We start from the raw sequence: 20,117 nt of genomic DNA, 5'->3' as shown, positions 1-20,117 counted from the left end.
CAAACGGCGGACAGCCGGCAACGGGCCGGGTACCGGCAGCATAAAGCCAGCGAGATTTAGCGCCGCTGTTCGCTGGCCGGCACTTCGCTCACACCTTGCCGAGCACGCGGCCCGCAACGGCATCCAGCTTGGCCATCAACGCGGGCGCGCGCGCCTCTGGCGCCGTGATGATCGCAACATCCAGCGCCGTATCGGAGCCAAGCGGACAGGGCTGATGCTCGCGCGGGAACTGCGCCGCCAGCCTGTGCACCAGCCGTTGCGCCTTCAGGGTGTTGTCCTTCATCACCGCAATGACGGCCGCCACATCGACGTGCGCAACTTCCTCGTGCCAGCAGTCGTAATCGGTCACCATGGCGACGGTCGCGTAGCAGATCTCGGCTTCGCGGGCGAGCTTGGCTTCTGGCATATTGGTCATGCCGATTACATCGCAGCCCCAGTTGCGATAGAGGAACGATTCCGCGCGCGTCGAAAACTGCGGACCTTCCATCACCAGATAAGTGCCGCCCTTGGTGTAGTCGATGTCTTCGGCTTTCGCCGCCTGCTCGATTGCATCAACCAGCAGCGGACTGACCGGATGCGCCATCGAAACATGCGCCACGCAGCCATCGCCGAAGAAGCTTTTCTCACGCGCGAACGTACGGTCGATGAACTGATCGACCAGCACGAAATGCCCCGGCGCGTATTGATCCTTCAGCGACCCGCAGGCGGAAATTGAAACCAGGTCCGTCACGCCCGCACGCTTCATCGCATCGATGTTGGCCCGGTAGTTGATGTGCGTCGGCGAGACGCGATGCCCGCGCCCGTGCCGGGGCAGAAAGCGGAACGGCAGACCGTCAACCTCAGCGAACAGGATCTCATCGGAAGGATCGCCCCACGGCGTCGACACCTTCTCCCAGTGAGGATTTTCGATGCCCGGCAGGTTGTAGAAACCGCTGCCGCCGATGATGCCCAGAACGGATTTCGCCACGGTCTTCCCCCGTCAGGTGAAGTGCTTCCGGAAAAGTGGAAACCGGTTTTCCGGCAAGAAGCACGATAGGAAAGCGAGTGCTTCCGGAAAAGTGTGAAACGGTTCCCAAGAGAAGCACGATAAAACGAACAGCTAGAGCCCTTAGCGGGACGCTGAAAGGCTCGAAGCCGCTGTTGCGTGCTCTGTTGTTGAACCTGCATGGCGCCGGGTCAAGCGCCGATCGAACTGCCTTTAGCATCCCCAACCCGCACGCAAAAACGCCGCCGGAGATTCTCCGACGGCGTTTGAAACTGATGCAAATCTGTGACGCGCCTATATCAGTGCTCGATGCGCGACCAGATCTTGCGCTTCACCAGATACAGCAGCACCGTGGTGATCAGCAGATATAGCATCACCTGCCAGCCGAGGCGCTTGCGCGTATCCAGCGTCGGGTCGGATGCCCAGGCCAGGAATGCGGTCACGTCGCGTGCGTTCTGCTCCAGCGTCGCCTTCACGCCAGCTTCGGGCTGATACTCAACCGGGGCGTCCTTGATCAGCGGTGGCGGCATCGCCAGCTGATTGCCGTGGAACGCGGTGTTGTAATACATGCCGTCGCCCACGGTCACGCCGGCCGGAGCGTCGTGATAGCCGGTCAGCAGCGCATAGAGATAGTCAGCGCCGGCTTCCTGATAGCCAGTCACAACGTCCACCAGCATGTGGAACCAGTGGCTATACCAGGGTGCATGGGTTTCGATCGTGCGCGCCTTGACGATCAGCGACAGATCCGGCGGCAGCGCGCCGCCCTGCGCCGCGCGGGCCTGCACGTCGTTCTTGTAAGGGCCAACCATCTGATCGGCTGGACCAGGCAGACGGTCAATCGGGTTACCCTGATCGTCCAGCTCGCCCGAGATCTGATACGGCCATGAAGCGGCCAGCGCCTTGATCGCCGCTTCCGGGAACATCGGGCCGCCCGGCTCCGCCAGGTTGCGGAAGCGTACACGCTTCAGGCCGTGACAGGCGGTGCACACCTGCTGATAAACCTGAAAACCGCGCTGCAGCTGCGCCTGATCGTACTGGCCGGTGAAGCCGCCGAACGACCATTCCTGGCGCTCGATGGCGTGGCCTGCTGAATCGCCCGCTGCGTTTGCGGCCGAGAACGGCAGCACTGCTGCCATGGCGCCCGCGACTGCGATGGCGACGACCCAGCCGTTAAGCCACGAGCGCTTCATTGAACGTTGCATCGGTCCCATGGCGCCCCTCAGCTCTTCGCGGCCGGCGCCGCCGCGGCAGCACCTTTGTTTTTCGCCAGCACCGCCTCGGTTATTGACCCCGGCACCTTCAGTGGCTTTTCGAACCACCCCACCAGCGGCATGACGACGATGAAGTGCGCAAAGTAGTAGAACGTGAACACCCGCGCCCAGAATACGTACTCTGCCTCGGCAGGCTTGGAGCCAAGCCAACCCAGCGCCACGCAGGAGAACACGAACAGCCAGAAGAACCAGCGGTACAGCGGACGATACTTGGTCGAGCGCACCTTGCTGGTATCCAGCCACGGCACCAGCACCAGGATGGCGATGGCACCGAACATCGCGATCACGCCACCCAGCTTGGAGGGGATTGCGCGCAGGATCGCGTAGAACGGCAGGAAGTACCATTCAGGAACGATGTGCGGCGGCGTCACCAGCGGGTTGGCTTCGACGTAGTTGTCGGCGTGGCCGAGGTAATCGGGCAGGAAGAATGCGAACCAGCAGAAGAACAGCAGGAAGGCGAACATGCCGACCGCATCCTTCGAGGTTGCATACGGCGTGAACGGCACGCCATCGGAAGGCGTCTTCACGTCCAGGCCCATCGGGCTGTTCTGGCCCACCACGTGCAGCGCCCAGACGTGCAGGACAACGAGGCCCGCCAGCACGAACGGCAGCAGATAGTGAAGGCTGAAGAAGCGGTTGAGCGTAACGCCGGTCACCGAGTAGCCGCCCCACAGCCATTCAACAACCGTGGTGCCGAGGCCCGGCACGATGCTGTCGATCGACGAGAACAGGTTGGTGATAACCGTGACGCCCCAGAAGCTCATCTGGCCCCACGGCAGCGAGTAGCCCATGAACGCCGTGGCCATCATGACGATGAAGATGATGACGCCGATGATCCAGAGGATTTCGCGCGGTGCCTTGTACGAGCCGTAGTAGAGACCGCGGAAGATGTGAACGTAGGCGGCGATGAAGAACATCGAGGCGCCGACCGCGTGCAGGTTGCGGATCAGCCAGCCGAAATTCACGTCGCGCCGGATGCGCTCAACCGAGTCGAACGCCATTTCGCCGCTCGGCTGGTAGTGCATCGCCAGCACAATGCCGGTAACGATCTGGGCCATCAGGCAGAACGAGAGAATGCCGCCGAAGGTCCACCAGTAGTTCAGATTGCGCGGCGTCGGAAAGTCGACGAACTGCGCATGAAACATCCGCCCGACAGGCAGACGCTCGTCCATCCACTTGCCGACTTTAGTCGTCGGCTTATAGCTGCTGTAAGAAATTCCAGACATGGAGTCCGCCCGCCCGTCAGCCGATCTTGATCAAGGAACCGGATACGAAATTATAGACCGGCACCTCAAGATTGCGGGGTGCTGGACCTTTACGAATTCGGCCCGCGGTATCGTAGTGCGAGCCATGGCACGGGCACAGCCAACCGCCGAAGTCACCCCTGCTGTCACCCTGCGCCTGCCCCTTCGGCACGCAGCCGAGATGGGTGCAGATGCCGACCATGATCAGCCAGTTCTCGTGGCCGTCCTTGGTGCGGTTGGGGTCTGTTGCGAGAGCATCTTCGGGCAGCGCAGCGTTGCGCGCGTATTCGTCGATGAGGTCTTTCATCGGCACCGCTTTGGCGACCGCGATTTCCTCTTCGGTACGGTGGCGAATGAACACGGGCTTGCCGCGCCACAGCACAGTGATGGCCTGGCCCACCTTCACCGGTGACAGATCCACCTCGATCGATGCCAGCGCCTGTGCGCCCGCGTCGGGGTTCATCTGCTGGATGAAGGGCCAAAGCGTCATCGCGCCGCCAACAGCTGCGAAGGCGCTGGCCGCGAGAACGAGAAAGTCCCGGCGATCCGGTTCTTCGGCTTCAATTGCCACGGGAGCCTCCGCTAGGGCGCTGGACAGATGTCGTGCCGCACTTAACTTTGTTTTTTTATCCGCCGGCTGGCACCGACGGGCAGCACCCGCATCTGAGGACGTCTGCCGTCAAAATCGGGCACGGTGAGTTGCGATAGGCCTACAAAACGGAGCCTGCCGCTATGCGGTTTATTGACATTGTTCTAAACGGCGCTCAAGCCTGCGGCGCGAGATAGGCATAGGCAATTTGGCGCACAGCGGCCTTACCGCAGTGCGATCCAACGGAAAAAAACAGATTCAAGTCATTCTGCCGCGTCTTGCGCAAGAAACCCGCCGGACTGGCGCGCCCACAGCTCGGCATAAAGTCCACCCCGCCGCAGAAGCTCGGCGTGCGAGCCTTCTTCAACGATCCGGCCCTTATCCATGATGACAAGGCGATCCATGGCGGCAATGGTGGAAAGCCGATGCGCGATGGCGATCACCGTTTTGCCTTCCATCAGGTTGACCAGCTGCTCCTGAATCGCCGCTTCCACTTCGCTATCCAGCGCACTGGTGGCCTCGTCCAGCACCAGGATCGGCGCATCCTTCAGCAGCACGCGCGCAATCGCCACCCGCTGACGCTGTCCGCCGGAGAGTTTCACGCCGCGCTCGCCGACATGGGCTTCATAACCGCTGCGGCCGTGCGCATCGTGCAGATTGGCAATGAACTCATGGGCTTCCGCCTTCTTGGCGGCGGCGATGGCTTCCACTTCGCCCGCATCGGGGCGGCCATAGAGGATGTTATCCAGCACCGAGCGATGCAGCAGCGATGTATCCTGCGTGACCATGCCGATCTGCGCGCGCAGGCTGTCTTGCTGCACCTGCGAGATATCCTGCCCGTCGATCAGAATGCGGCCACTGTCGAGATCGTAAAAACGCATCAGCAGGCCGACGAGTGTCGATTTGCCAGCGCCTGAACGGCCTACCAGCCCCACCTTTTCGCCCGGTGCTACGCGCAACGACAGATCCTCGATCACGCTGCCCCGGTTTGCTTCCGCATCGCGCCCGTAATTGAAGCTGATGTGGTCGAAAACGATCTCGCCCTTGTCGACGGTCAGCGCCTTGGCGTCCGGCACGTCGACCACGGTGCGGTCACGCGCGATGGTTTCCAGGCCGTCCTGCACGATGCCAACGTTTTCAAACAGGCCCGCCATCTCCCACATGATCCAGTGGGACATACCCTGTAGACGCAGCACCAAGCCAACCGACAGCGCGATGGCACCGGTTGTTACGGCATCGATCGACCACAGCCACAGCGCCGTCGCCGCCACCATGAACAGCAGCGCACCGTTGAGCCAGTTCAGCACCACCGTCAGCAGCGTCACCAGCCGCATCTGCGTGTGCACCGTATCCAGAAACGCACGCATGCTTTCGTATGCGTAGCGGTCCTCGCGCTCGGCATGGGCGAACATCTTGACGGTGGCGATGTTGGTGTAGCTGTCCACCACGCGCCCGGTCATCACCGAGCGAGCGTCGGACTGGGCATGGGAAATCTTGCCGAGACGCGGAATGAAATAGCGCATCGCCAGCAGGTAGCCGACCAGCCAGATCAGCAGCGGCCCCGACAAACGCAGATCGGTCGAAGCAAACAGCACCACCGCGCCGGTGAAGTAGATGCACACGTAGAGCATCACTTCGGTGACCTTCGTCACCACCTCGCGCACCGACATCGCGGTCTGCATCACCTTGGTGGAGACGCGCCCGGCAAAGTCGTCGTTAAAGAACTCCATCGACTGACGCAGCACGTAACGGTGCGCCTGCCAGCGCGTCGCCATGGTGAAGTTGCCGACCAGTCCCTGATGGACGATGGCTTCATACAGGAACTTGAGCGTCGGCAGGATCAGCAGCACCAGCAGCGCCATGCCGGCCAGGAACCAGCCGTGGGTTGACCAGAACGTCGCCTGATCGGCCTGCGCCAGCCAGTCCACCAGTCGGCCCAGGAAGCCGAACAGCGACACCTCGATCAACGCGATCGTCGCCGACAGCGCCGCCGAAGCAGCAAGCATCGGCAGGAACGGGCGCGTGTAATGGTAGACGAACGCCCAGAACGTCGCCGGCGGCTTGGTGGGCTGGTTAGCGGGGAAGGCATCGATACGCTGCTCGAGCCAACCAAAAATTCGGGCGATCATTGAGAGCTCCACCCTTGCCAAACCGATCCTGGGCAGCGGCGACGGCATCGCTGCATCTTTACATCGGCCTAAAAATGCAAGGCTTTTCCTGGCCTTGGAGCCCCGCTCGAAACGATGCGCCCCTAGACATTGTCGCCCGGGATATATAGGGGGAATTGCGCCAACAAAAGGGTTTGAGGGACAGACGCGACATGCAGGCAAGCGAAACGGGCAATAACGCACAGAACGGCCCGCTGGATAGCAACCTTGCTGAGCATAAGCAGAAGGCCGAGGCCTGGTTCCAGCAGCTCCGCGACAGCATCTGCTCCGCGTTCGAGCGGCTGGAGGATGACCTGCCCGCTGGCGCTCCCCTGTCCGACATGGCTCCGGGCCGCTTTGTCCGCACGCCCTGGAACCGCACCGACCATACCGGAGCCCCCGGCGGCGGTGGCGTCATGAGCATGATGGGCGGCCGCGTATTCGAGAAGGTCGGCGTCCACACCTCATCCGTATACGGCGAATTTGCACCTGAATTCCGCAAGCAGATCCCCGGCGCCGAGGAAAACCCGAACTTCTGGGCCTCCGGCATTTCGCTGATCGCGCATCCGCAGAACCCCAACGTGCCCGCCGTGCACATGAACACGCGCATGGTCGTCACCTCGAAGTGGTGGTTCGGCGGTGGCGCGGACCTGACACCGGTGCTCGACCGCCGCCGCGTTGAAGGTGACGCCGACTCGCTGGCGTTCCATGCCGCGATGTATGGCGCCTGCGCCGGTCACCCGATCGCCGATTACACGCGCTACCGCGAATGGTGCGATGAGTATTTCTACCTGCCGCACCGCAAGGAAAAGCGCGGCATTGGCGGCATCTTCTACGATTACCTGACGCCGCCCGAGGCCGATGGCGGATGGGACGCCGCGTTCGCCTTCACGCAGGATGTCGGCCGCGCCTTCGAGCGCGTTTATCCTATGCTCGTGCGCGGCAACTACACCCAGAAGTGGACTGACGCCGACCGCGAGGAACAGCTCGTGCGCCGCGGCCGCTACGTCGAATTCAACCTGCTTTATGATCGCGGCACGGTGTTCGGCCTCAAGACCGGCGGCAACGTCGATTCAATCCTGTCGTCGATGCCACCCGTCGTGAAGTGGCCGTAACGCGCGATCACGCGCACGCGCTGATCTCCAATAGTCACGCAGCCGCTACCGCGAGCGGCTCGCTACTCCCTGCTGGCATAGCGGCGCCGACTGATTTTCCCTGCCGCCGCGCTCGTCATTTTAGCACGCGGTCAGATAGATCTCGACAACGGACAACGCTGGCGCACCGCCTGAAATGACTGACATGGGGAACCGTCACTGGATCGCCGGACAGCGTGGAAGCGTGCAGCAGTATATGTGGAGACGACATGGACCAGACCCGGTGAGGATGATGCCGGGCCTGCGAATTGGATAGCCCTCGTCCCCATCCGCAAACGGTTGAGAAGCGTGGCTGGCATTATAGGAACAATTCGTCGCAGCAGGCAGGCCACGGAAGCCGGGTAGCCATGCGTCAGGCGCAGAGCGCTGCTGGAGTTAGCACTGGATTAGCAAATGCCAGCGCACCGGCATCGGACATCACATCAGACCGCACGGAAACGCCAGCGCACGCAGCGCTAAATCGCTACGCCGCGGAGCGCAACATCAGTGTCTTCTGAGCAGTGCTGCGAGCGATCAGAAGCGGTGCACAAAACCGAAGTCGATCACGTCCATCTGCGGTGTGATCGTGCGCTGCCCAAGCGGCAGAACGGAAAACGTTTCGCTGTCGAAATCGATGCGGCGGTAGCCCGCGTGCACCGTCAGATCGTTGTTCCAGATGTATTCAAGGCCGCCGCCGTACGTCCAGCCCGACAGACCCTGGCTGCTCTTGGCCCCGGTGGTGATGTCCTTCACCTCAAGCCCGCCGTAGGCATAGCCGCCCGTGGCATAAGGCAGCCAACGTCCAAGACCGACGCCCAGCTTGCCGCGCACCGTGCCGTAATAGTTCAGCTCTGACTTGTAGAGACCGGCGCCGGCACCGCGGCCTTTGCCGTCAGCGAACGAGTAGAACGCGTCGGTGATGAAACCCAGCAGGATGTTATTGGCGTAGTAGTCGTAGCCAATCTTACCGCCAATGGAGATGCCCGCTGTGTCCTTCAGCAGCTTGCCACCGGCACCCTTGAGATTCACCTGATCGTTGATGGCCCAGTCCGGCGACAGGATGAAGCCGTTGCGAGAGCCATCGATGTCGACCAGCTCTCCGTCCGTGGCCCAGGCGAGGCTTGGAATCCGAAAGGGATCATAGGCATGGGCTGCGTTTGGCAGGCTGACGGCCAGCGCTAAGATGCTCAACGCAATACTCGCGCCAATGCGCGTCTGTAAGACAGCAGACATGGATGCCCCCGGTTATCCCGACTGAGAATCCTACGCCTGTGCCGCGTTCTTGTCTGATGCAGATTTGCATCGTCTACAGAAAAATCCGCCGATGAACGGTGGTGCGCCGGGGCGCCGGGGCGCCGTGCCCCCGCACTCTCTTCATGACGTGCCCCGACCCGACACTCTAACGGCGCGAGGCGATCACCTCATCGAACGCCTCGGCAAATTCCACCGCCCCCGGCTTGCGCGAGCTGGCATCCATCCGGCGCGTGAACTCGGCCAGCAGCTCCGCCGATGTCTTATCGTTGACCATCTTGTTCACATAGTAGGCGCGGCGGGCAAAGAAATTCGTCGTGGGTGCCGTCAGCCCAACCGGCTGCATCATTTCCAGGCCCGTCCCTGGCCCCGAAAGGTTCATCAGCTCGATTTCCTCGCCGGAGAGGTTGGTCACGCCCTTGCGCTGCGCGAAATCCTTCAGGCCGCGCAATTTCAGCGCCTGCAACCACGGGCCGATATCGCCATCGAGATTGATCGCATGCATGCCATAGCCGCGCGATGTCTTGGCAAAGTCCACATGGCGATACCAATCGTTCGGCACCGACTTGGCGCTCTTCAACATCAGTTGCAGCGAATGGATTTTACGATGCAGCTCATCCGCCCGCGCCTGCGTCGGAGCATTGGCCCTCATGCGCTGCAGCCGTTTGATGAAGTCATCGCCATGCTTCACCAGCTCGCCGACCGTATTGGCATGCAGAAGTTGCGCATACCCGAGCGCCGATGAAATCGGCCGCCCCTTTTTGGTGAGAGGGTTGATGCCGGCCTGCATGTCGGCGGTGCCATTGCCGCCCGTCTCCAGCGCATAGACGCGCACGACCTGGCTTTTCGTCAGGCCCAGCGAAAGTGCTTCATGGGCATAGCGGCGCTTGAACTCGCGCTCAGAAATACGCGTCGGCGTGAATGCGTAGTGCTGTCTTGCGGCGCTGAGGAAATCGTCGAGGCCCGGGATGGGCTCCGGTTCCTTCTTGCCCGGCTCAGGCGCCTTGCGCGTCTCAAGGAAGCGGCTCCAACGCTGCCGCAGCTCGGGGTTTAGTGTCGGCCCCTTGTAGGTCGGCGGGAAAGTCCAGACGTAATCGTCCGAGTTGAAGAACTTGGTTTTATTGCGCTTGGCGTTGCGGCCCTTGCGCTTGCTCTCCACCTGCGCCCAATAGGCATCCACCGCGCGATCATGCCTTGCGTTGGCCGCGCGCCAGGCGCTGAACTCTGCCTTCTGTGCTGATGGCAGCGTCGCCAGGAAGTCCTGCACGGCATCAGCCAGTGCCACATTGGACAGCCCCGCAAGCCAAAGCAGCAATGTTGCGACTAAGGCAGATCTCAATGTCCGGCCATGCCCGCTAGGCAAGCGCGCCTCCTTTCCGATTTGCTGCATTCACATCGTGCAAATTTACGTTCAACTTGGACGTTATCGTGATTTGTTCGAAAAATGCGAGCCGTTCCGGTCACGCGGGTTCAAATGGATGTGCGCTGCAGGCAATACTTCCAGCCTGCGCTGGCTCTGGCTAATGTATCGCTATGCAACAGCCTAAACTTGTCAGCCCGTCGCCCTTTTCCGAAACCGGCTTCCGCGATCTCGTCTCCGGCGCTCTCAGCCTGATGCAGCCGCAGTTCGATCCGGATTCCGAAACACCCAGCGATTACGATCTGACGCCCGAACTCATCCCGACACTGGCGCGCACACCGCTGGCCCCTGCTGCGGTTCTGGTGCCGATCGTTACGCATGACAATGCGCTGACCATATTGCTGACCCAACGCACAGCCCATCTGAAGCGCCACGCAGGGCAAATCGCATTTCCCGGCGGCCGTATCGAAACCACGGACAAAGATCCGATTGCCGCCGCCCTGCGCGAGTCGCAGGAAGAAATCGGCCTCGATCCCTCGTTTATAGAGCCGCTGGGTTATCTGGACGTCTATCGAACCCAGACCGGCTTTCGCATCTATCCGGTGGTCGCTCTCGTCAGCCCTGGCTTCAAGCTCACGCTCGATCCGCGCGAAGTTGACGAAGCATTCGAAGTTCCGCTCGCATTTCTGATGGATGTCGCAAATCACCAGACGGCATCACGGCAATGGCTGGGCGCAGAGCGCCGATTTCACGCCATGCCATTCGAACAACGGTATATATGGGGTGTTACCGCTGGCATCGTGAAGAACATGCATAGAAGGCTCTTTGCAGAATGATCCGCATCGTCGCCGAAAACATTTTTTTCTTTCTTCTGCCGACCATAATTTACGTAGCTTACGTTTACATGACGCGCGAAGAAAAGCCGGAGGCAAAGCGCGTGCTCAACGATGCGCCGCTGCTCTGGCTGTTTCTGGCCGGCGTCGTTCTTGTCGTGATCGTTCTGGCCAGCTTCGGAAAAATGGAAGGTGGCAAACCCGGACAGGTCTACAAGCCACCGGTTTATAAGGACGGCAAGGTCATCCCCGGCCACTTCGAATAACGGGTTTCCGCTTTTTCGCCCGCATCACAGGATCGCGTGATGGCGTCCAGCAACACCAGTTCCCTGCCGCCATCCATAGGCAGCGCCGACTGGCTCCAGCACCCGGCGGCACAGGCTGTGTTTAACGCGCTGGCGGTCGATGGCGGTGAGGTGCGCGCGGTCGGCGGCGCGGTGCGCAATGAACTGATGGGTCTGCCGGTGCGCGACGTCGATCTCGCGACGACCGTGCTGCCTCAGGATGTGATGCGGCTGGCAAAGCAGGCGGGCTTGCAGTGCATCCCGACCGGCATCGACCACGGCACGGTCACCGTTGTCTCGGATGGTATTCCGTTCGAGGTTACGACGCTGCGACGCGACGTCGAAACCTTCGGACGCAAGGCGCGCGTCAACTTCTCGACCGACTGGCGCGAAGATGCGATGCGGCGCGACTTCACCATGAATGCGCTCTATGCCGACGCCGGCGGCAATGTCCACGATCCGCTCGGCGGATATGGCGATCTCACCCAACGGCGCGTCCGCTTCATTGGCGATGCGCGCGCGCGTATCCGTGAAGATTATCTGCGCATCCTGCGCTTCTTCCGCTTCATGGCCGAGTACGGCGATCCTTATTCACCCGACGCCGAGGGCATGGCCGCAACGGGCGCCGAACGCGAAGGGCTGACCACGCTCTCTGGCGAACGCATCCGCGCCGAGTTGCTGAAGCTGCTTGCGGCGCCTGGCGCAGTCCCTGCGCTCGCCGCCATGGCGCAGAACGATCTCATCGCCCCACTGATCGGCACCGCAGGCGATGTTGACGCCGTTGCCCATCTCGCCGCGATCGAACACGCCCAACGTTTGAAACCAGATCCGATATTGCGCCTTGCAGCGCTCTCGGGCGCGGTGCCGCCGGATGAACTGCAGCGCAAGCTGCGTCTGTCCTCAGCGGAAACGACACACCTCACCAATGCTGCCCGATGCACAGACGCGGCCTTCGATCCAACAGCGGATCAATCCGCAGTGCGCGCCTTCATCTACCGCCATGGTCCGCAAGCGTATCAGGATGGCGCGCTGCTCGCATGGGCTCGCTCAGGCGCAGCGGCCAACGACGCAACGCGCTCAGCGCATCTCGATGACGCTCGCGAGTGGCAGGCGCCGCAATTGCCGTTGCGCGGCGCCGATGTCCTGAAGCGCGGCATCGAGCCGGGCCCCGAAGTCGGCAGCATTGTCACCGCATTCGAGAACTGGTGGATCGCCGCCGGCTTTCCCGATGATGCAGGCATGCTGGATAGCAAGCTCGACGCGCTGATAGCAGCGAGCCGCAGCAGGAATGCCGCCGGCAAGTCCTGACCCGCAAAAGCACCGGAAAAGCAAAACGCCCCGAACATCAGTCCGGGGCGTCGCAATGTTGCAGTCGAAGCCAATGCTTCCCGCTTCACATCAGGGCGAGAACAGCCCCTGGATAACGTCCGACAGCGAATTCGGGCTTGAGTTCGAATACTGCTGCTTACGTTGCTGCTTGCGCTGCTGCTGCTGTGGCTGCGGACGTCCCTCAGCCTCAGCAATCGCCTCCAGATCAGCCGGCTGCTGCTCGAAGCGGATCGATCTTCCGGTCAGCGCAGCAGCCGTGCGGCTATCCAGACCATAGAAATCGCCGAACGTGTGCAGCTTGCCGTTATCGTCAACCCGCGCGGTCATATAGGTGATGTGCACAGGAATGTGCGTCGACAGGGCAATCTCACCGCCGCGCGAGAACATGTTGCCCACCTGCGATGACGACCAACCCTTGTCCTGCTCCAGCAGAACCTCGGCGAACCGGCGCGGATGATGCACGCGCAGACAGCCGTGGCTCAGCGCGCGGTATGACTTCGCGAACAGATTCCGTTGCGGCGTGTCGTGCATGTAGACGTCGTGTTTGTTCGGGAACATGAACTTCACCTCGCCCAGCACGTTCTTCGGGCCGGGCGGCTGGGTGAAGTGATAGGCGCGAATATCAACCGACGCCCAGTTCACGGAGTTTGGATCGATCCGGCGACCGTTCTGATAGGCCTGCAGATCATGTGCATCCAGCACCGCCTGGGCGCTGTAACCGCCGCCGCCGAACAGGCCGAACAGACCGCCACCACCGCTGTTGCTCTTACGCAGAAGCGGCCCCAGCTCCTTGGTCTTGATGCCGTTGGGCACGCCCCAGCTCGGACGGAACACAATCGTCTTCATGTCGGCCGAGAAAACCGGCGTCGGCCATGAGGGCTGCCCCACGACGATCTCGTCGCGCAGCACAACTTGACCGTTCTTCACCACGCGTGTGAGATATTCAGGCACGTTGTCCCACACATGGAACTCGCCCATGTCGCGCGGCACCCAGCGCCAGCGCTCCATATTGATGAGGATGCGCTGGATGGTGGACTCCGCGCTCGCCCGCGGCGGAGCGGTGCCGCCATTCAGCACCTGACGCGTGCCGTTACCGACCAGACCGTCAGCCGCAAGATTGTTGCTGCGCTGGAACTCCAGCACGGCGTTGCGCACGCTCTCGTCGAAAACGTTTTCGTCCGCGGGATCGTCAGCGGGAACCTTGAGCCGCTGGCGCACAAGCGAAACCTGATCATCGGTCACACCAAGACGCAGCAGACGCCCCGGAGGCAGCTTCACCGTCAGAGCAGGATCAACTTCCGGCTCATCATGTTCCTTGCCGTCCACGCCGCGCAGCTCAAGCAGCTTCTTGCGCAGCGCCTCAAACTGAGGATGCGGCGGGTGCATGGATGTCAGATACACATCCGGGCTGCCCGTAGCCGCCACTTCGCTCAGCACCGTTGCGGGCGCCACCAGATCCGGCGACTGATCCATCAACTGTGAAATGTTGCGCGGGTTGATGCGTCCGCCACGGGCGTAGCGCGCATACAGCAGCACTGCGGTCGAAACCTGAAGTTCCGCATCCGCTGCCGCTTCCGGCGTCAACTCCGAAATACCGATCGAAGGCACACTGAATGCCTCGCCCGGCAGCCCCCAATTCTCGGCGCGGCCGATCTCCGACACAACGGCCTTGCCCTTCGCGGTCAGGCCGGTGGGTGATGCCCACAGAGCCGTTCCGGTCATCTGGCCATAGTAGTTGCTCAGTGCCTCGCGCTCATCGTTGGTCAGCGTCTGGCTGAGCGACGAAAGCTTGGTGCGAATTGCAGCCACCACGGAATCGGCTGGCGGCAGCACCTGCGCGGTGGAATCCGACAGCGCTTCGCCCGGCGTCGGCACGGCGATAGCAGCGGTCGCAGCTGGCGCAGCGCCATCGGCGGGTGCGGCCGCTGGCTGATGGTCAGGTTCAGGAACCGGGACCGGAGCAACCGCCGCAGAAGTGCTGGGCGCAGCAGCCGGTGCTGCCGGGGCAACCGCATCAACAGCGGCATTGGCAACCGGCGGCGCAGCAACCGGTTGTGCAGCCACGGCGGGAAGTTCAGAAGCGGTCACAGGTGGCGTCGGAGCGGCGACAGCAGCAGGGTGTGCCTGCGGCTCAGGCTGCGCGTCCAATGCCGCTGCAGCAGGTGCCTGCTCGATAACCGAAGGGCCGGGCGCGGCGTCAATCGCTGCCGGCGGCTGTGACGGTGCCGGATTGACCGACACGTAAGGCGTGGTCGTGCCGGTTTCGATCGGTGAAGCGCCAGCAGGAACCACCGCGGCGGAAGCCGGTGCCGGCTGTTGATCCGATGCCGCCGGAGTTGCTGCCGCATCTATCGGCTGCGACTGAGGATGTGGTTCTGGCACAACGTTCGGCGGGCTCAGCGGATGGCCTGAAGGCGTCTCCGTCTGCGCAGCAACTGCAGCCACCGTTGGCTCGGCTACCTGTGCCGTCGCAGCTGCAACAGCTTGAGCCGACACTGTATTTTGTGCGTTCACGGTAGCCAGCGAACCAGCAAACCACAGCACGGCGATCGCCGGTAACATCCCGACGCGCTTCGATACACCCGTTTTTTCGATCATCCCTCAGTCTCCATAGCGCCTGAAGGCTAGGTGGAGAAAATGGCCGTGGCTGGGCCAGAATCGACGCATACGCTGCGTAAAGCATGTGGCTATCGATACTATTTTACGTCAAGGCTAACGTGGGTCTGTAACGCAACAGCTGCCGATAAATACTTTGTGAGTCGCGAAAAAGCCCCGACGAACCGCCGGGGCTTCCATGTTCTGCACAACTATGACGCGAGGGAGGGGGCTTAGAGCGTGATCGCCTTTCTTCGAAACGCGACGCAGCTCTAAGCTTTTCTTGGACCGATGATTGACGCTTCGGACTGTTAGGGTCCGAAGCGATCATGGTCTTAGAAGCCCATATCGCCCATGCCGCCCATGCCGCCCGGCATCGGAGCGTGGCTGTGCTCCTTCTTGGGCAGCTCGGCGACCATAGCTTCGGTTGTGATCAGCAGACCCGCAACCGAAGCGGCATCCTGCAGCGCGCAACGCACAACCTTGGCCGGGTCGATGACGCCCTCGGAAACGAGATCGCCATACTTCAGCGTCTGGGCGTTGTAGCCGAAGTTGTAGTCACTCTTGTCCAGGATCTTGCCGACGATCACCGAGCCATCTTCGCCAGCGTTGTTGAAGATCTGACGGGCCGGAGCCTGCAGAGCCTTGCGGACGATGTTGACGCCGACGTTCTGATCGTCGTTTGCACCCTTGATCTTCTCCAGCGCCTTGGAAGCACGCAGCAGCGCAACGCCACCGCCTGGAACGATGCCTTCTTCGACGGCCGCGCGGGTTGCGTGCAGCGCGTCGTCGACGCGATCCTTGCGCTCCTTCACTTCCACTTCGGTGGCGCCGCCGACCTTGAGCACAGCAACACCGCCGGACAGCTTGGCCAGGCGCTCCTGCAGCTTCTCACGGTCGTAGTCAGACGAGGTCTCTTCGATCTGAGCCTTGATCTGCTTTACGCGGCCTTCGATGTCATCCTTCTTGCCCGCGCCGTCGACAATGATGGTGTTTTCCTTGTCGATGGTCACGCGCTTGGCGCGGCCCAGCATCTCCAGCGTCACGTTCTCAAGCTTGATGCCGAGATCTTCCGAGATCGTCTGGCCGCCGGTGAGGATCGCGATGTCCTCAAGCATGGCCTTGCGGCGATCGCCGAAGCCCGGAGCCTTCACGGCAGCAACCTTCAGACCACCGCGCAGCTTGTTGACGACGAGGGTTGCGAGCGCTTCGCCTTCCACGTCCTCAGCAATGATGAGCAGCGGACGGCCCGACTGCACAACGGCTTCGAGCACCGGCAGCATGGCCTGCAGACCGGACAGCTTCTTCTCGTGGATGAGAATGTAAGGGTTCTCAAGCTCGACGGTCATCTTCTCGGCGTTGGTGACGAAGTACGGCGAGAGATAGCCACGGTCGAACTGCATACCTTCGACAACATCAAGCTCGGTTTCGAGGCTCTTGGATTCCTCAACCGTGATGACGCCCTCGTTGCCAACTTTCTTCATGGCTTCGGCGAGCTTCTTGCCGATTTCGGTGTCACCGTTGGCGGAGATGGTGCCGACCTGCGCGATCTCGTCGTTGGACTTGATCTTCTGGGCCTTGCTCTTCAGCTCTTCAACGACAGCAGCCACGGCCAGATCAATGCCGCGACGCAGGTCCATCGGGTTAGCACCGGCGGCAACCGACTTGGCGCCTTCCTTTACAATCGCCTGAGCCAGAACGGTTGCGGTGGTGGTACCGTCGCCAGCCAGATCGTTGGTCTTGGAAGCAACTTCGCGCACCATCTGCGCGCCCATATTCTCGAACTTGTCCTCAAGCTCGATTTCCTTGGCGACCGAAACGCCGTCCTTGGTGATGCGCGGTGCGCCGAAGGACTTCTCGATCACGACGTTGCGGCCCTTCGGACCCAGCGTCACCTTCACCGCGTTGGCGAGGATGTCGACGCCGCGCAGCATCTTCTCGCGCGCTTCCTGCGAAAACTTTACGTCTTTTGCAGCCATAGAAAAAACTCCAGTTGGCTTTTCAGCTCAGGCCGACAAGCGGCCGAAATGCGAATTGTTTGCGAGAAGCAATGCTCAGGCGGCGGCCTTGACGCTCGCCTTGCCGTCGATCACGCCGAAGATGTCGCTCTCCTTCATGATGAGGAGGTCTTCGCCGTCGATCTTCACTTCGGTGCCGCTCCACTTGCCGAACAGCACGCGGTCGCCGGGCTTCACATCGAGCGCGTTGACCTTGCCGGTTTCATCGCGCGAGCCGGGGCCGACCGCCACGACTTCGCCCTGCTGCGGCTTCTCCTTCGCGGTATCGGGAATAATGATGCCGCCAGCCGTCTTGGTATCTTCTTCGACGCGCCGAACGACGACACGGTCATGAAGAGGACGAAACTTCATGGATCAAACCTCATGATGCAGTTTGCTATTCGAGAGTTTTTGAAAGCTTTGCGAGCTCGCGCGATCCGGACATCCAAATCGCTGGGTTAGCCAGACCGCCGCTTGGGCCCGCGCCGGGTATATGTGAAAGGCTGCTAGCACTGTCAAGGCGGGAGTGCCAGCAGGCGCCACATAAAAACAAGGCGCCGCAAACTTGCGTTGCCGCGCCTTAAAAAACTGCTGCCTTACGATCTGATTTAAATCACAAGTTGCATCGACCTGCTCGCCCCCTAAGCGGGCCAACCGAGCTTGCCGTCCTCGCGAGTGCACTCGTCGTCGGGAGCGTTCAGGGCCGTGACACAGCACCTTGGGGCCGGCCGTCGACCGCAGGAAAGCACGCCCGCCCCACAATCCTGCCGTCGCGTCCGAGCTGCCGCTGCAGTTGCTAGACCTAGGCCGCCCGGCGATGCGTCCCCTCCTCGATCTCCTCGACGATCTTGGCGACAAACGCGTCAATATCCTTGGGATTTCTTGAGGTTATGATGCCCTGGTCAGCCACCACCGGACGATCGACCCATCTGCCGCCGGCATTCTTCATATCCGTTTTGATCGAGATATAAGACGTCACATCCCGGCCATTCACGGCATCGGTCTCGATCAGCAGCCAGGGCGCATGGCAGATCGCAGCAACCACTTTACCCTTGCCGAGAAACGCTCTGATGATCCCCAGGGCATTGTCATCAACCCGCAGCAGATCCGGATTGATCTGCCCGCCCGGCAGCACCAGCGCATCGTAATTGTCGACATCGACCTTATCGAGAACGAGATCGACATCAACCGACGACGCCCAATCCTTTCCGCGCCACCCGCGAATGCTGCCTGAATGGGGCGCGGCAACCTCAACTTTCGCGCCGTGGCTTCGCAACTGTTCCAGCGGCCCGGTCAGCTCCGACAATTCGAAACCGTCCGTCGCCATGATCAAAATCCGGCTGTCATTGATAGCAGGCATGTCCGTACTCCATTATCCAATTACGATCGAATAAACGGAGCGCGAACCCAGCATGTTCCTACAACCGCCAAATCGGAGCGCTGTTGGTTAAAACAACAAAGCCCGCAGCGGGAGAGGCTGCGGGCTGCAATGATTGGATTAGGGCCGGGTTAAATTGCGAAATCAGTGAGCTTTGCGCCCTTGTTCAGTTTCGCAACCAACCAATTCGGCTTGCGCCCGCGGCCAGTCCAGGTTTCCGCCTTGTTATCGGGATTTGCGTATTTTGCCGCGCTAGACTTGCCCCGACCACGTCCGCCAAACAGCTCAGAAACGGAAAAGCCGCGCTTTTCAGCAAGCTGCGCCAGCGCCTGCTTGACCTCTGCCCGTTCGCGATCCCGCGCCGAACTGATCGCCTTCTGGACCTTTGCCTCAAGCTCGATCAGTTCTTTCAGCGTCAGCTTATCGATATTGGGAATGGCCATCCGGCGGTCCTTCTCGTTTACACACACATATGCCCGGCAAATGCCGCTGCAATGAACCTAGTCCGGTTCAATTACTTTTTGCCTTCCATTTGTCAAGAAGCCTACACAAAATACGTGCCGGTTAAGCATGGAATAGGAGCAGTTGCTCAAGATTAGCGCGACTTTTTATATCCGCGGCCGTTATCAACATTTTTTCTTTTTGGCCGAAACTGAAGCCCAGCCATTTCCATTTTTTAGCAAACTATTTTGCCGTTCAGGCCGCGTTCAGGCGCCCACGAATATCGTTTCCAAACCCTGGACGCCCATCTTCTCCCGGAGTGATCCCCACGAGGCGCAGTTCGGTTCAGGGGGCTGCGCCTCAACTCCTCGCCGCCTTCTCTGCCTGCGCTCCACTCCACCGGATCTGAAATCCGGGCTGTGATCGAGCCGCGCATAGACCGCTGCGCTGTTGGCATGATTTGCAAATCAATGCGCGTCAAGCCGCGCGTTTTCATAGGCGCAGCCTATCAATCATCATCCCGATAAAATCATCAACAACCGGAACGGCTGTTCGCGCGTTGCCATGACGTATATCAGCCGATAGGTTCCGCGCTGCGGCGTGCCCCTAGCATTGCCGCGCATTAAAACTCGCACTCACGCCAGAGGCTCGCCACCATGACCTTCAAGCTCCCGCCCCTTCCATATGCGTATGACTCGCTGACGCCATACATGTCGGCCGAAACGCTGGAATATCATCACGACAAGCACCATCAGGCCTATGTCGACATGGCCAACAAGCTGATCCCCGGCTCGAAGTATGAGGGCAAGAGCATCGAGGAGATCTGCCGCGAAGCCTATGCCGACAAGGCGCAGCCGATCATCAATAACGTCGGCCAGGACTTCAATCACATCCACTTCTGGCAGTGGATGAAGAAGGACGGCGGCGGCAACAAGCTGCCCGGCAACGTGCAGAAGCTGGTCGACGCGTACGGCGGTTTCGACAAGGTTCGCAACGACTTCATCGAAAACGGCAAGACCCAGTTCGGTTCCGGCTGGACCTGGCTTGCAGTTCGCGACGGCAAGCTGGAACTGATGAAGACGCCCAACGGCGAAAACCCGCTGATGCACGGCGCATCGCCCATTCTCGGCTGCGACGTGTGGGAGCACAGCTATTACATCGACTATCGCAACGCGCGTCCGAAGTATCTCGAAGCCTGGTTCGACAATCTCGTAAACTGGGAACACGTTGAGGAAATGGCCGCGAAAGCGCTCTGATCCAAAGCCAGACTGACAAAAAAC

Annotated in this window: 18 protein-coding genes; 6 read left to right on the top strand and 12 right to left on the bottom strand. The window is 61.0% G+C overall.

Features of this window, described 5'->3' with window-relative positions; translation table 11 throughout:
- Positions 1 to 88 precede the first annotated feature (88 nt).
- From C6Y62_RS07270 to C6Y62_RS07250, 5 genes are all read right to left on the bottom strand, one after another.
- A complete protein-coding gene (locus C6Y62_RS07270; RefSeq protein WP_173953367.1) occupies positions 89 to 967 on the bottom strand; it encodes an S-methyl-5'-thioadenosine phosphorylase in 879 nt (292 codons plus the stop codon).
- Between the two features lie 317 nt (positions 968 to 1,284).
- Positions 1,285 to 2,175 carry a cytochrome c1 gene (locus tag C6Y62_RS07265; RefSeq protein ID WP_173953366.1) on the bottom strand — a complete coding sequence of 297 codons (891 nt, stop codon included), beginning with the start codon at positions 2,173 to 2,175 and terminating at the stop codon, positions 1,285 to 1,287.
- 29 nt (positions 2,176 to 2,204) lie between these two features.
- A complete protein-coding gene (locus C6Y62_RS07260; RefSeq protein WP_068460284.1) occupies positions 2,205 to 3,482 on the bottom strand; it encodes a cytochrome b in 1,278 nt (425 codons plus the stop codon).
- A 16-nt stretch (positions 3,483 to 3,498) separates the two neighbouring features.
- Positions 3,499 to 4,071, bottom strand: coding sequence for a ubiquinol-cytochrome c reductase iron-sulfur subunit (petA, locus tag C6Y62_RS07255; RefSeq protein WP_173953365.1), 573 nt, complete (start codon positions 4,069 to 4,071; stop codon positions 3,499 to 3,501).
- 281 nt (positions 4,072 to 4,352) lie between these two features.
- The gene (locus tag C6Y62_RS07250; RefSeq protein ID WP_173953364.1) at positions 4,353 to 6,218 is read right to left on the bottom strand and encodes an ABC transporter ATP-binding protein; all 1,866 of its coding nucleotides are present in this window, start codon (positions 6,216 to 6,218) and stop codon (positions 4,353 to 4,355) included.
- Positions 6,219 to 6,409: 191 nt separating this feature from the next.
- Here C6Y62_RS07250 and hemF point away from each other — a divergent pair, with 191 nt between their 5' ends.
- Positions 6,410 to 7,351, top strand: a complete 942-nt coding sequence (hemF, locus tag C6Y62_RS07245; protein WP_068460280.1) for an oxygen-dependent coproporphyrinogen oxidase — start codon at positions 6,410 to 6,412, stop codon at positions 7,349 to 7,351.
- Between the two features lie 552 nt (positions 7,352 to 7,903).
- Here hemF and C6Y62_RS07240 read toward each other — a convergent pair.
- Both C6Y62_RS07240 and C6Y62_RS07235 read right to left on the bottom strand, forming a co-directional pair.
- Positions 7,904 to 8,602, bottom strand: coding sequence for an outer membrane protein (locus tag C6Y62_RS07240; protein ID WP_173953363.1), 699 nt, complete (start codon positions 8,600 to 8,602; stop codon positions 7,904 to 7,906).
- Between the two features lie 166 nt (positions 8,603 to 8,768).
- A complete protein-coding gene (locus C6Y62_RS07235) occupies positions 8,769 to 9,905 on the bottom strand; it encodes a hypothetical protein (RefSeq protein ID WP_173953362.1) in 1,137 nt (378 codons plus the stop codon).
- Between the two features lie 248 nt (positions 9,906 to 10,153).
- On the opposite strand from C6Y62_RS07235, the gene C6Y62_RS07230 reads away from it, so the two are divergent.
- Genes C6Y62_RS07230 through C6Y62_RS07220 form a run of 3 tightly spaced genes read left to right on the top strand, consistent with a single transcriptional unit; the run spans position 10,154 to position 12,405 of the window.
- On the top strand, positions 10,154 to 10,816 hold the full coding sequence (locus C6Y62_RS07230) for a CoA pyrophosphatase (protein ID WP_246274450.1): 663 nt from the start codon (positions 10,154 to 10,156) through the stop codon (positions 10,814 to 10,816).
- Complete coding sequence (locus C6Y62_RS07225; RefSeq protein ID WP_068460273.1) at positions 10,813 to 11,079, top strand: DUF6111 family protein; 267 nt, start codon at positions 10,813 to 10,815, stop codon at positions 11,077 to 11,079. Before C6Y62_RS07230 ends, C6Y62_RS07225 begins: the two co-directional genes overlap by 4 nt.
- Before the next feature lie 39 nt (positions 11,080 to 11,118).
- Positions 11,119 to 12,405, top strand: a complete 1,287-nt coding sequence (locus C6Y62_RS07220; protein WP_173953361.1) for a CCA tRNA nucleotidyltransferase — start codon at positions 11,119 to 11,121, stop codon at positions 12,403 to 12,405.
- Positions 12,406 to 12,495: 90 nt separating this feature from the next.
- Here the strand turns inward: C6Y62_RS07220 and C6Y62_RS07215 are convergent, their stop codons facing one another.
- From C6Y62_RS07215 to C6Y62_RS07195, 5 genes are all read right to left on the bottom strand, one after another.
- Positions 12,496 to 15,024, bottom strand: coding sequence for a L,D-transpeptidase family protein (locus C6Y62_RS07215; protein ID WP_173953360.1), 2,529 nt, complete (start codon positions 15,022 to 15,024; stop codon positions 12,496 to 12,498).
- A gap of 332 nt (positions 15,025 to 15,356) precedes the next feature.
- Positions 15,357 to 17,000, bottom strand: a complete 1,644-nt coding sequence (gene groL / locus C6Y62_RS07210; RefSeq protein ID WP_173953359.1) for a chaperonin GroEL — start codon at positions 16,998 to 17,000, stop codon at positions 15,357 to 15,359.
- Between the two features lie 75 nt (positions 17,001 to 17,075).
- Positions 17,076 to 17,390 (bottom strand): co-chaperone GroES, encoded by a 315-nt coding sequence (gene groES, locus C6Y62_RS07205; protein WP_068460530.1) that lies wholly within the window; start codon positions 17,388 to 17,390, stop codon positions 17,076 to 17,078.
- A gap of 430 nt (positions 17,391 to 17,820) precedes the next feature.
- Positions 17,821 to 18,378 carry a type 1 glutamine amidotransferase domain-containing protein gene (locus C6Y62_RS07200; protein WP_173953358.1) on the bottom strand — a complete coding sequence of 186 codons (558 nt, stop codon included), beginning with the start codon at positions 18,376 to 18,378 and terminating at the stop codon, positions 17,821 to 17,823.
- Between the two features lie 149 nt (positions 18,379 to 18,527).
- Positions 18,528 to 18,839 (bottom strand): H-NS histone family protein, encoded by a 312-nt coding sequence (locus C6Y62_RS07195; RefSeq protein ID WP_068460526.1) that lies wholly within the window; start codon positions 18,837 to 18,839, stop codon positions 18,528 to 18,530.
- Between the two features lie 142 nt (positions 18,840 to 18,981).
- Here C6Y62_RS07195 and C6Y62_RS16180 point away from each other — a divergent pair, with 142 nt between their 5' ends.
- A complete protein-coding gene (locus C6Y62_RS16180) occupies positions 18,982 to 19,260 on the top strand; it encodes a hypothetical protein (RefSeq protein ID WP_198491337.1) in 279 nt (92 codons plus the stop codon).
- A 233-nt stretch (positions 19,261 to 19,493) separates the two neighbouring features.
- Positions 19,494 to 20,093 carry a superoxide dismutase gene (locus tag C6Y62_RS07190; RefSeq protein ID WP_068460524.1) on the top strand — a complete coding sequence of 200 codons (600 nt, stop codon included), beginning with the start codon at positions 19,494 to 19,496 and terminating at the stop codon, positions 20,091 to 20,093.
- The last annotated feature ends 24 nt before the right edge of the window (positions 20,094 to 20,117 follow it).

The sequence above is a fragment of the Hyphomicrobium sulfonivorans genome, from assembly GCF_013306565.1.
Taxonomy (GTDB): Bacteria; Pseudomonadota; Alphaproteobacteria; order Rhizobiales; family Hyphomicrobiaceae; genus Hyphomicrobium_A; species Hyphomicrobium_A sulfonivorans.
The sequence above is the reverse complement of the archived record's forward strand: the minus strand, read 5'-3'. Positions and strand labels throughout refer to the sequence as shown.